Source organism: Streptomyces sp. NPDC050759 (assembly GCF_044456945.1).
Lineage (GTDB): Bacteria > Actinomycetota > Actinomycetes > Streptomycetales > Streptomycetaceae > Streptomyces.
In genome coordinates, this window is record NZ_JBITGI010000002.1 from 295,224 (window position 1) to 307,563 (window position 12,340).

At 67.3% G+C, this 12,340-nt stretch carries 6 protein-coding genes and 6 pseudogenes; 8 read left to right on the plus strand and 4 right to left on the minus strand.

Features of this window, described 5'->3' with window-relative positions; genetic code table 11:
* Positions 1 to 133 precede the first annotated feature (133 nt).
* The 5 genes and pseudogenes from ACIBJB_RS07190 to ACIBJB_RS07210 all read left to right on the plus strand — a co-directional run bounded on the left by ACIBJB_RS07190 (position 134) and on the right by ACIBJB_RS07210 (position 8,310).
* Positions 134 to 748, plus strand: coding sequence for an MMPL family transporter (locus tag ACIBJB_RS07190; RefSeq protein WP_398927388.1), 615 nt, complete (start codon positions 134 to 136; stop codon positions 746 to 748).
* Between the two features lie 225 nt (positions 749 to 973).
* Positions 974 to 2,992 (plus strand): FxSxx-COOH system tetratricopeptide repeat protein, encoded by a 2,019-nt coding sequence (gene fxsT, locus ACIBJB_RS07195; protein WP_398927390.1) that lies wholly within the window; start codon positions 974 to 976, stop codon positions 2,990 to 2,992.
* Positions 2,993 to 3,729: 737 nt separating this feature from the next.
* Positions 3,730 to 3,849 (plus strand): annotated as a pseudogene (locus ACIBJB_RS07200) (IS5/IS1182 family transposase); the annotation flags it as partial.
* A 204-nt stretch (positions 3,850 to 4,053) separates the two neighbouring features.
* The gene (locus tag ACIBJB_RS07205) at positions 4,054 to 4,281 is read left to right on the plus strand and encodes a hypothetical protein (protein WP_398927392.1); all 228 of its coding nucleotides are present in this window, start codon (positions 4,054 to 4,056) and stop codon (positions 4,279 to 4,281) included.
* Between the two features lie 420 nt (positions 4,282 to 4,701).
* A complete protein-coding gene (locus tag ACIBJB_RS07210) occupies positions 4,702 to 8,310 on the plus strand; it encodes a tetratricopeptide repeat protein (RefSeq protein ID WP_398927394.1) in 3,609 nt (1,202 codons plus the stop codon).
* 244 nt (positions 8,311 to 8,554) lie between these two features.
* Here ACIBJB_RS07210 and ACIBJB_RS07215 read toward each other — a convergent pair.
* Positions 8,555 to 8,683, minus strand: a pseudogene (locus tag ACIBJB_RS07215) (IS3 family transposase); the annotation flags it as partial.
* A gap of 69 nt (positions 8,684 to 8,752) precedes the next feature.
* On the opposite strand from ACIBJB_RS07215, the pseudogene ACIBJB_RS07220 reads away from it, so the two are divergent.
* A pseudogene (locus ACIBJB_RS07220) lies at positions 8,753 to 9,131 on the plus strand (helix-turn-helix domain-containing protein); the annotation flags it as partial.
* Between the two features lie 128 nt (positions 9,132 to 9,259).
* Here ACIBJB_RS07220 and ACIBJB_RS07225 read toward each other — a convergent pair.
* Positions 9,260 to 9,712: pseudogene (locus tag ACIBJB_RS07225) on the minus strand (AAA family ATPase); the annotation flags it as partial.
* Positions 9,713 to 9,766: 54 nt separating this feature from the next.
* Between ACIBJB_RS07225 and ACIBJB_RS07230 the strand changes: the two are divergent.
* Positions 9,767 to 10,597 (plus strand): pirin-like C-terminal cupin domain-containing protein, encoded by an 831-nt coding sequence (locus ACIBJB_RS07230; protein ID WP_398927396.1) that lies wholly within the window; start codon positions 9,767 to 9,769, stop codon positions 10,595 to 10,597.
* Between the two features lie 63 nt (positions 10,598 to 10,660).
* Positions 10,661 to 11,016, plus strand: a pseudogene (locus ACIBJB_RS07235) (hypothetical protein).
* Between the two features lie 13 nt (positions 11,017 to 11,029).
* Here the strand turns inward: ACIBJB_RS07235 and ACIBJB_RS07240 are convergent.
* Both ACIBJB_RS07240 and ACIBJB_RS07245 read right to left on the minus strand, forming a co-directional pair.
* Positions 11,030 to 11,200 (minus strand): annotated as a pseudogene (locus ACIBJB_RS07240) (IMP dehydrogenase); the annotation flags it as partial.
* A 316-nt stretch (positions 11,201 to 11,516) separates the two neighbouring features.
* Positions 11,517 to 12,317 (minus strand): mannose-binding protein, encoded by an 801-nt coding sequence (locus ACIBJB_RS07245; protein WP_398927398.1) that lies wholly within the window; start codon positions 12,315 to 12,317, stop codon positions 11,517 to 11,519.
* Positions 12,318 to 12,340 lie beyond the last annotated feature (23 nt).

Here is a 12,340-nt window from a genome sequence, read left to right on the forward strand (position 1 = left end):
CCGGGACTGCGGATGACGCTCCTGTCAAAGTCCCCGCGTTCCCCGGGCCGAGCCCTTCCGAGATCGCGTCGCCGACCCGATCTCGGGATGTCAGCCCTGGAGCTGCGTGCTCACCGTGTCACGCAGGGGCGTGGTGGGACGCCTACCCACGACCTCGACGAACCGCCAGGCCAACGACATGATCGCCGACGGTTTCGGCCCCGGCTTCAACGGCCCGCTCGTCCTCGCCGTCCAGGCCCCCACCGCGGCCGACAAGGCGGCCGAGGCGAAGCTGGTGACCGCTCTCGAACAGGTCGACGGCGTCGCCAGTGCCGCTGCGGCTCCCATTAAGGAGGGACAGACGGTCGGTGTCGTCTCCGTCGTCCCGGCGACCTCTCCGCAGTCGGCGGCCACCTCAGACCTGATCCACCACCTGCGGGTCAAGGTGATACCGCCGGCCGAGCAGGGCACGTCGATGAAGGTCTACGTGGGCGGTGTCACCGCGAGCAACGACGATCTCGCGTCGGTCCTGATGGGCAAGCTCCCGCTGTTCGTCCTGGTGATCGCCGCGATCGGCTTCCTGCTGCTGACCGTCGCCTTCCGCAGCCTGCTCATCCCCGCCGTGGGGGCAGCGGCTGGGCATCGCCATCACCGCAGATCTCGCCGTCCTCTGCGTCGCTCTCTAGGCGGCTGCCTCCCTGCTGGTCCCGTCCACCACCACAGTCGACGGCCTCGACGCAGACAAGCCATCAGCCCCGGCGCCTTCTGAAGGCTCATCAGTCGATTGCTGTGACCTGCCAAGCGCTCGCAGCCCCGCTGAACCGAGCGCCGGACAACCTGCTCGTTCGAATCCGGGTGCCGAAGATCAGCAATGATCCCGGGGCACTTCACTGTCTCTTCGGCAGGCCCTTTCATCGGTTTCGTCAGCGGCTCCTGGGATAACATCACGCAGGCTGTTGATCGTCGCGGCAGCCCTGATACCGAAGAGGGAGCCATGTGGCGCACGCTGGCCGGTGTGGTGTCCGGTCTGCTCGTGCTGTTCGTCGGCAGTCTCGCCTTCAACGCGGCGTCCGGGCAAAGCCATTGGCCAGGACCGCTCGACCTCGTGCGGGTCCACCCGTGGCTGGTGCTCCTCCTCCTGATACCTGTGTCGCTGATCGGGCTGTGGCAGGCGCCGCGCCGCGACCGCGGGCAGCACTCGCCCGCGCCCATGACGTACCAACTGCCGCCGCGCAACACCGACTTCACTGCCCGCGACGCCACGCTGCGGGATCTGCGGCAGCGCCTCACCTCGGCGAACGGTGTCGCGATGCTGGTCGTGCGCGGGATGGGCGGTGTCGGCAAGACCCAACTCGCGGTCGAATACGCCTACCGACACATCGAGAAGTACCGGTTCGTCGCGTTCGTGCATGCCGGGGACGCCGATCGGGTGGCGTCGCAGTTCGTGTCCCTGGCCGGGGAGCTGGGGCTGGCGGAAGCAACCTTCGACCAGGTCATCCCGCGGGTGTACGGCAAGTTGGCGGACCGCAGGCCCTGGCTGATCATCTTCGACAACGGGGAGGAACAGAACACTCTCACGCACGCGCTGCCGTCGGGTGGCCTGGCGGCCAACGGCCATGTCATCGTCACCACCAGGGTGAGGAACTGGTCGGGCAGTGGCGGTGTGATCGGCTTGGACGTGTTCGCCAGGCAGGAGTCGGTGAGCCTGCTGACGCGTCGGGTGCCCGGCATGACCGCGGCGGTGGCGGACCGGATCGCCGAGGAACTGGGGGATCTGCCGCTGGCGTTGGAGCAGGCAGCCGGGTACATGGAGTACAACCAGACTGCGCCCGACGACTACCTGATGCTGCTGACGTCCCGGCTGGAGGAGATGATCTCGCTGGGCGCGCCGGGCGACCGGTCGGCGGTCGCGGTCGGGGCCCTGTGGCAGCTCAGTGTGCGAAGGCTGGAGGCGGAGCGGCCGCAGGCAGTGCGGATGCTGAGGCTGTGTGCCCTACTGGCGCCGGAGCCGATCCCGCTGGACCTGTTCACCCGTAGTCCCGAGATCCTGAACGTGGGCGCCGCCGATCCGCTGGAGTGGGACAGGACGGTCGGTGCCCTGGCCGGTCTGGGACTCGCGCGGCGCGGGAACGCGTCCCTGGTGGTGCACCGGCTGGTGCAGGCCGCCGTTCGGGCCGATATGCCGGAGGAGGCGCACGCCGACGCCCGGGTCCAGTTGTGCCGGGCGCTGGTCGCGGCCGTGCCGCACGATGTCCACGGTGACCCGGACGCGCGGCCGCGCTGGCAGGGGTTGCTCTCGCATGTCCTTGCGGTGACCAAGGACGATCCACCGGCCGAGTGCGCTGCGGAGACGGCGGTCCTGCTCAGGCTGGCGTCGGAATTCCTCATCCAGATCGGGGACTACCAGATGGCGCTGCCTCTGTGTGAGCGTGCCCTCGCGATCGACGAGTCGATCGGGGGCCGGGATGCGGAGACCGGCTTCGATCTGATCACTCTGGCGCAGATCCACCGGGAGCTCCACGCGCCGGAGAGGGCCCGCCCACTGGTGGAACGCGCGCTGCGGCTGCACGAGTCCTGCCTGCCGGCGAACGATCCCGCCATCGCAACGGACCTGGCCACGCTCGCGCGCACGCTGTGCCTCCTCGGTGAGCACCATGCGGCGCTGCCACTGGCCGAGCGGGCGCTGCGGATCGACGAGGCGGCGCTCGGGCCGAACGACCCGTACGTGAGCTTCGACCTGGTTGCACTGGCGAACGTCCATGTCGACCTCGGCGACCACGAGGCGGCCCTGCCGCTGATCTCACGGGCGCTGGAGATCCGCGAGGCCGTCTATGCGCCGGACCACCTGTACATCGGCTACGTCCTCATCTTCCAGGCCCAGGTCCTGCACGCGATGAACAACCCGACCGCCGTGGATTTCGCGCGCCGGGGTGCACAGATCCTGCAGACCCGGCTGGGCCGGACCCACCCCAAGACCGAGGATGCCTTCGCTCTGGTCGACCGGCTGCCGTGACTGACGTGACAAGTGACACCGAGGCCGCCCGGGCTCAGGCCGGTGGGGTCAAGCTCACCGGGGAGGGCGGCCTCCCTGCAGCAGCTGACAGGCGGGTGCTGGAGTCCGCGCTGGAGGGCGAAGCTCACTGATCACCGGGCTCGTGCCCCAGGTGATCAGTGAGTTTGCCGCATTTCATCGACTCCACCTACTACGTCTACCTGCCCGGCTTCGAGAACTGCGATCTGGAGACCGCTACGTCCCTGACACCCTGAGCCCCTGACGCGAGACCCGGCACCTCTCCTGGTGCCGGGCCCCGCCTACGTCACCGGCCGCCGACCGGCACTGCTCACTCTGCCAACCGGGCGGCGAGAAGCGGCCCCTCCAGCACCTCGGCCCGCGGCAGGTCCAGTCCGAACACCGATCTGGAGTTCGTTGCCGAGCGTGTCCGCATCTGGCATGCGGTCCGCAACTCGGCCCACCGGGACCTGGAAGAGCGCGATGATCACGACTGGGCGATCAGCAGCCGATGGTGGACAGCACTGACGCGAGCGTCACTACTTCTTGGGCGCGGTCTGCCGCAGGAATCATCCGGGTGTGCCGTCGTCAGGCGTACCGTGCCAGGGCCTGGTCAACCTGGTCCGCGCTCGCCTCGACCCGATATTCCTCCAGGGTCAAGATGCGCAGCCCGCCGTGGAGCCGTTGTACAACAGCCACGAGGGCCCTGGTATGCGTGTGCCCGGGCGTGGCCACAGCAGGAGGGCGCCATCGCACGACTGAAGTCCTGGCAACTGCTACGGCGAGCACGCTGCTCGAGCAACCGCATCAGCAGGCTCGTGGCAGCCGTACCCACCCTCTTGACCTGCCAATACACAGGAGGCTCAGTGACTCCCAGGCACCCGCGTCCTCAACCACAACCAGTTGAGGGGAACCCCGACGGCCGAGCTGCCTCCAGAACCTGCCGCGTGGTCCAAGCTCCACCCGCCGTGTGGGACCTGCCACCAGCCCGGCTGGCCATGGAATAGATCACGCGCCACGACCTTCCCACCCCACCTCCTACTCAACCGACACGGAGCAGCTCCATGACGAGCACAACTCCCGCCGTACGTACGGCCGGCACAGATGTGTCCGCGCTGCTGGTCGAGGCGCGGCGGGAGGGGGACAGCATCGCGAACCGGGGCATCGTCTCCGCCCCACGTGCCGTCGCCGACATTCTCACCACACCGAAGGAGCTGGCCCCCACCATGAGCACGCCCGCACCCTCGCCGCAGCGCTCGACGACAGGGAACACTCCGAGCTCCACGAGCTGATTGAGCGGACCGAGGCCCGCTCCGACTCCCGGCCGCGGGCGGACCTGGCGTACGAACACCTGCTGGTACTGGTCAGCCAGTTGCAGGAGCTGCTGCGCTGGCTGGAGCGAGCGCACGGCATCTCGTCTCGACCCACACAGGCAGCCGCCGCCAGGCGCCGCGGCCGCAAAGAACCTCACCCGGACCAACTGGGGTAACGGTCTGTATATGGTGCCAATCGGCACCCCAACGCAACGAAGGGGATCACACGCACCTGATGACGGATACACGTCTCAGACACGCACATAATTGGCTACAGTCGGAAATCACCTGATCCTTCCGCGGTGTCATGCTTCGATGTTTCGGTGGGTGAGCATGCGATCGACACGCCTCCCCAGGACCGTGCTGGCCTCCTGGAGCACACGGGTCCTGCTGTGGTCGATGACCGTCTTCTTCATCACGGCTCCCCTCTGGATCTATTTCGCCATCTTTCGCGGGCACCCTGACGATCAGTCCGCCAAGAACTTCGAAGCCATCGTCAGCTGGTCCAACATTCTGGCCTGCAGCGGGGGCTTTATCGGCATCACCGTGTCCGTCTTTCTTGCCCGCGCTTCATCCGTGGACTGGAAGATGAAGCTGGCCAAAGCCGTTCGCAGTCAGGAAGGGGAGGTCGAAGGGCATCGGCTTGGCCTCAGCCAAGTCCGGTCAGATGCGGCCAGGTCCGCCTACACCGTTGAACACGAGGTGCGATTTCGTGATGCCGGCGGCCCCGTCCGCATCGACATCTGCGACTTCTTCGAGAACGAAGCCGGGGGTCGGTTGGTCATCCTCGGTCCCGCGGGAGCGGGCAAGACGGTCCTCGCGGTCAAACTGACCCTGGCACTCCTGGGCAAATCCCAGCCCGGTGACGCGGTGCCGGTCCGATTCGACCTCTCCGGCTGGCACCCCGACCGCGACATTGGCGAATGGCTCGTCACGCAGCTCACCATCCACTACGGGGTGCCGCCCAATCAGGCAGAGACCCTCATCGACGACTTCGAGGTCATGCCGATCCTCGACGGCCTCGACGAAATCTCCGTCGAGAAGGAGGTCCTCGCCAAGGCCGTGGGAGCCATCAATGCTTACCTCGCGGTCAGGAGCTACCAACACTTCGTGGTCACCTGTCGGAACAATGTCTTCTCCGACATCGGCCAGCACATCGAAACGAGTCACGAGATCACAATTCTGCCGCTCGTAGCGGAGGAGATAGTTGGCTTCATTCGGGGGACCACGCGCGAAGAATGGAAAATCCGGGCGTGGCAACCTGTCCTGGACGCGGTGACCGCTGGTGTTCCGGCCGTGCTCCATGCCTTCGGCACTCCGTGGCGGCTGACCCTGGCCGTCACCTACTTCCTTGACACCATGGAGACCCGCGACCTCGTGCCCGGCGAGGGCGAAGACCACGACGACTACTCCCGCCGGGTAGGCGCCCTGTTGATCGAGACCTTCGCCCCGGCGCGAGCGCGGATCCATGCCATCGAGACCAGGGAGAAGGCTGAAACCTGGTGCCGGTTCATCGCCGAAGACCTCGATCTCCAGGTCGACAGGGGCGGTCCTCGGCAGGACATCATCGCGCATTATGCGGCGGATCAAGCCGCCGGTTCCGAGCTTCTCCACCGCTCCTTGGCGTTCGCCTTCCTCTGGCTGGCCGGCATCTTCGGGAGCGGCGTACTGATGCTCCTGGCCTGGGGCCTTGATGCCGTCAGCGGCACCGCGATCGTCCCGAGCGCCCGGTCAGGACTTGCCGCTCTGGCACGTCCGCACCTTGCTGGCCCCGCCGTCGCGATCCTTCTGGGTGTGGGAGTCTCCCTCGCTCTGATCCCCGGTGTGCCCAGAGCGCGCAAGACGACGCGCCGACTGCTTCGCAGGCCCGCCCGAGCGCTCCGGGCCGTGATCTTCGAGAACCTCCAGGCAGCCTGGATTGCCTCCATCGGATTCGTCATGTGGTGTCTGCTGGTTCCCGTCCTCTACTGGCCCTTCGCCTATCTGATGGCATGGCCCATTGCAGGGGCCACTCCCGCGGTCCGGATCGCTCTGATCGCCGGGTTGATCCCCGCCGCCGCCCTCGGCTCCTCAGGCGCCCTGGCGACTTTCAGGAAGTACGTCTTCGGGGCGTGGTACGGCGATTTCCTGACCACAGACGTTGAGCGGACCCTCCAGTCGACCGGGTCCCAGCCTCTCTCAGCGAACTGGACGTTCCCCAGTCCGGAGATCGATCAGATCCTCGGGACGCCCCTCACCCGCCGCAATTGGCCCGCGGCCATCGAGACCTTCCTCATCGACGGATACGAGGCCGGGATCTTCCGCCGGTCAGGAGGGGTGTACCAATTCCGTCACCGGCAATTACAGGACTGGTACTCACACCAGGTCGACCCGCTGCTGGCCTGGGACACCGAACTACCGCTGCCCCGCAATGAAAATGCCACCATGCAACTCACCCACCGAGTGAACATGCTCTACGCGGGGGAAGGCAGCTCAGCGGCCCAGCGCCTGCTCCTGGGCGGACATCAGAGGCAGGCGCGGGACGAGAGCCGCCGCGCCAACGCTGCAGACGTGAGCAGGCTCATCAAACCTCCCGGAGTACTGCCTCAATGCGATGCGAACGCCATCAACGCGCTCTTCGCAGCTCAAGACGAAGCCAGGGCGACCGGATCGGCCGCCATCCAGCCATGGCACCTGCTCGTCGCTCTACTCTCCGACATCCAGACCCGCCATCCCGACTGCCCGGCCGACATCGACCAGATCCGCGGCGCTCTGCGGCCCAACCGGACGATATCCCCGGACGAATCACCCAGCCATATCCCCCTCGCCCAGGGCCTCAGAAATATCCTCATTGCCGCTCCGCGCCGATGGAACAAGCGGATCAGGCCGGAGTTCCTGGTCAATGACCTCCTGAACCCCGACAACGCCTCCGCCCGCCAGGCGATCCTGGCGCTCCGGTTCCCGGTCGATACCGAACCACGCATCCGCGCTTGGCTCGCCGATTCCATTCCCCGGCTCCTCTCAGGCGATCCCGGCGACGAACCTGGCCCGCTCACTGACCTCGCCGAACTGATGCTCCGGATCGATCGCCCCGAAGACGCTGAACGTGCGGCCCGTGAGGCCATCGCCCTCGATCCCAGTGGCGCAAGAGCCCACTACGTCCGGGGGAACGCCTTCGAGGAATTGGGCCAGTATGACGAGGCCGAGGCAGCCTTCCGCCAATCCATCCGACTCGACGCCCAAGACCCGGCCCCCTGCCGCGCCTTAGGCAACCTGATGAACCGTCTGGACCGGTTCGACGAGGCTGCAGCCGCCTATTTTGGGGTCATCAGACTCGACCCCGGCGATGCCCTCACCCACCGGGATCTCGGGCATGCCATGATGCAGCAGCACCAATTCGATGCGGCTGTGGGCGCCTACCTCAGAGCCATCGACCTCGACACCCGCGCCCCAGGACTCGACCATGCCCTCGGAAATGCGTTCTGCCATCTCGGCCGGTTCGACGATGCCGAGGTCGCCTACCGCAATGCACTCTGGGTTCGTTCCAATGACGTGATGGCCCATCGGCGGCTGGGTGAACTAATGCTGTTCACTGGCCGAGTGGACGAGGCGCGACAGCACTTGGAACAGGCTGGCCCGACGGCGGATGTCGAACTGTTGCGCTGGCTCGCGGATAGGACGGACCGCCCGGACGAAGGCTCACTCCACACCCCGGCCACGGTCTTGGCCGCTCTGGAGCAGCCCTGGCCACCTGGTCATCCCCGCCCGTCCTCCTTCGCCCTGGCGGAGATCCGCGCCCTGGCGCTCGCTGGTCGCGGGCAGGGGATAAGGGCGGCATGGGCCCTGAACACGGCGACCGACTCCCGCAAACCCGACGACCGGTTCTGCCGGCCGCTCTACGACCTGCTCGCCCGACCTCGTCCGGTGTCCGGGCTGGAACGGCTCCTGTCGGTGTGGCGGGAAATCCTCGCTGAGGACTCGACGGCGGCAGGCCCGTGGGGTGGCCCGGCACCCTCGCACAACGGATGACTTCGAAGAACACACGCGCTTCAGGTCGGTGGCAGACCAGGGCTCCGGCGTTGTCGCGTGACGCCCAGTTCGTGACGATCTGTCAACTCAGCGGTGCCCCGAACGTGGACAGGCACGGCTTCCAAGATCATGGAGTTCTCTACGCCCTACGTCATCTGGGGCCAGCGAGCACTTCACGCAGGTCAGGCCGTGTGGACCGTCGTCAGGCACGTAAGAGGAGGTGTCGGGGCCGACGGGGCTTGGTCAACTCTGTTTTGTAGAAGTCGATCTTGGATTCCATGAGCGCGCTGTCCAGGGCGTCGCCGACGGTGCCGATCGAGTCATCGATACCGGCCTCGATAAGGTGCGCGGTGAACGCGAAAGACGTGTACTGACCGGGTTCAACCGGTCGTAGCAACACTCTTGCTCAGAGGGGCGTGTTGTGGGACGACCAGCGGGTTGGATGACGGAGTTGACCGGTCGGTCACCGATGAAGTGGCCGGGGCGGCCCTCGACTCGGCGTGAGATCGAGCGGCTGTTCTGGGGCGAGATCGCCAAGGGTCTGACCAGTGGGGACGCGGCGGTCGCTGTCGGAGCCGCGCCAGCGGTGGGAACGCGGTGGTTCCGACACGCTGGCGGAATGCCTCAGATCAACCTGACCGTCTCGGGCCGCTCGCTCGTTCGCCGAACGGGAGGAGATCGCTCTGCTGTGCGTGCAGGGCGCCGGGGTACAGGAGATCGCTGGACGGCTGGGCCGGTCACCATCAACGATCTCCCGCGAGCTGCGGCGCAACGCGGCCACACGCGGTGGCAGTCTCGAGTACCGGGCCTCGGTGGCTCGACCATGAGTTGCGGCGGATCCGCGAGGTCCCGGCTCGGCCGCCGGGTGGCGAAGACGAGTCCGACCAACTCTTTCCAGGCGGCGGGCGACGAACGCGAGTACCTGCGCCGAGGCGCGATCGAGCCACTGCTCGTCGTCGATGACGCAGATCAACGGCTGTTCCTCGGCAGCAGCGGCAAGCAGGCCCAGGACGTCCAGGCCTCCGAAGAAGCGATTCGGCGCCCTGCCCGGGCTGAGGCCGAAGAACGTGCGCAGGGTGTCGCGCTGCGGGGCCGGCAGCCGGTCCAGCATGGGTGCCAATAGCTGGTGCAGCGCGGCGAACGGCAGATCCATCTCCGCCTGCACACCGGTGGCGCGCACGAGGCGAACACCCGATGTGTCGTCGACCAGCCAGTCCAACAGCGCCGTCTTGCCCACGCCCGGCTCACCACTGACGACGAGAGCCCGGCTCTTCCCGGCGCGAACGGCGTCCACAAGGGCTCTGAAGGCCTTGCGCTCACGGCGTCGACCTATCAGCCGCGTACCACTGCGTCCCAGAACCGGACGGTAGTCCTGGCCCAAGGTATGACGCCGGATGCCCATCACTCATGACCTGCCAGGCCTGTCCACGCAAGTCAGGGCAGAACGGTGTGCCCAGTGAAGCCGCGTTCCGCGCCTGCACGCAGGCACCTGGCCCTGGCGGCGCCGAGTCGCCTCCCATCGGGTCACGCAGCACAGATCGCGAAAGTTGATGCATCACCCAAGGAGGTGCTTGACTTGAATCACACGTCAACGTCACGGGTTCCGCGGAGGCACATGATGCAGGCACAGCAGCAGATCTCGCGCCGAACCGTCGCACGGATCGAGGACAGGATCCATCTCGGCCCGGACGCTCAGGTCGACGACAAAAGCTTGATGTTCTCTGCGCAGGACCCGGCACTGACCGACCCTTTCCTGGTGCTGGTCGAGGACCTGTTCTCTGAGCCCGGCTTCGAGTGGCACCCGCACCGGGGCCTTGAGACGGTGACGCTGGTGCGGGACGGTGTGCTGGAGCACGGCGACAGCATCGGGAACAGCGGCACACTGACCACGACCAGCTCGGCGCTCACCCATTGGCCGATCTCCGGCTCACTGATCACCATGGAGCCCGGCCGGAGCCTCGACCACTTCCTGCCCGGTCAGGACCGAGCGTTCTTCACCGTGCTCGCCGGCGCCGTGAGCGTCGCCGATCGCACCGTGACCGCGGGGCAGACGGCCTGGTCCGATCCTCTGTCGGACGCCGACCTGTCCGTCATCGGCCTGCGAACCGGTGACGGAGACGCCCCCAGCGAGGTCCTGACGTTCAGCGGCCCACCCATCCGACAGCCCGTCGCGATGGGCGGGCCCATGGTCATGAACACCCGGGCCGAGATCGAGCAGGCGTTCCGCGACTTCCACGCCGGCAGTTTTGGCGCCGTTCCGCGCCAAGCCCGGCTGCAGTATCGATGAATTCAGGAATCGCGCGCCCGTGGATCGGCTTCCTCCACTTGCCGCGCCCCGTCTGTTCGCCGACTGGAAGAGCAGGTCCGCACCTGTGTCGGCCGTATGCGCGCGCTCGCGGGCACCGAACCGGGCACACCCGGCCTTGCCGAGCCCATCGGGGAACTCAAGCGAGAGAGCCCGGAGTTCGTGCGCTGGTGGCACGACTACGACGTGCAGCCCCACCTCCGCGGTGACAAGACCTTCCATCATCCGAAGTCGGCGAGCTCACTTTGGGCTACCAGTCGATGCAGCTTGACGGAACCCCTGGCCACCGCCTCGTCATTTTCTTCGCTGAGACCGGCACACCTGAGCACGACCAGCTGATCCTCCTTGATGGTGCGACCGGCGAATTCGCCTGGAAGGCCACCGAGGAGGAGCGGAGCTGACGGCGGACGGCGGTCAGGGCTTGACCAGGACCTTCAGCGACTCGCGGTCGGCCATGGCGCGGTAGGCGTCCGGGGTGTCGTCCAGGCCGACGGTGCGGTCAAAGACCCGGCCCGGCTCGATCTTCCCCTCCAGGATGTCGGGAAGCAGTTCCTCCATGCAGGCACGGGCCGGCGCGACACCGCCCAGTCCCCCGACCGGCTCCTACACCCGGAGCCGCCCCACCATCACACCGACCCGGACCACCTCAACCACATCAGAACTCACGGGGATCTCGACGTTCGCGGCCTGGGGCTCCTTGCTGGTCGGGACGGAGGGCAACACCGGGGAGGAGTGGGCGCCAGTTGGTGCCGGAACCCAGGACGTCTGGGTGGGAGGTCGGCTCACCCGGTTCCTCTCGTCACGTCCGTGCGGCGTAGCCACCGTGCTCGCGGATGGCGTGGATCCGTTGACGTACCGGGCATCGCATCGACCTGCAGGAGCACGAGCCGCGGGCCCCGGATCAGGTGCTCCACAGCACGGTGCCCCCGTCCACGATCACCACCTTGCCGTCCTTGCGGAGGACGAGCTTCGCGCCCGGGTGGCCGAAGGTGCCCGTGGCCCAGACGGGTTTGTCGTCGCCGTTGTAGACGCAGAGGTTGCCGTCGGTCTGGAAGCGGGCCGTGTGGCCCTCACCGAAGACCATGGACGCCCATGTCGGCTTGTTGTTCTCGCCGTAGACGACGAGGTTGCCGTCCCCCTGCATGACCATCCGGATGCGGTTGGTCTTCCAGGACTCGCCGGTGGAGAGGATGTTCGTGGCCGCGATGACCGTCTGCGTCCACTCCGGTGCGCTGGGCGCCTTCGTCGCCTTCTTCGTCTGCTTGGCCGCCGGCTCCTTGCTGACGGGGGCGGCCGCCGCGGTGGTCGTCACGACCACGGGCGCGGGCTCCTCGCGCTCGGTCTCCTTCTTGGAGGGGCTCGGCGAGGCGGTCTTCTTCGAGGCCTTGGGGCTCGGCGACGGGGAGGGCGTGACGGGGTCGGGCGCCGCCACCACGGTCTGGCCCGTCTCCTGCTTGTCATCGTCCTGGTCGGCCAGGAGCGGGGGCACGGTCATGAGGACGGTCACCACGGTGGCAGTCGTGACGGCCGTCCAGCCGGTGACGGCCCATACCCGGGAGCCGGGGGTCAGGCCGCGTGGCGCGCGGGCCGGCCGGCGCCGGAAGGTGTCGGCGAAACCCTTCCCGGTCCCGGTAGCGCCGGGCGGTGGCGCGGACTTCGACGGCTGCGGCTGTGGTGACTGGTGCGGGCTGGGCTCGGGCATGGCTACGGGCTCCGGGGGGTGGG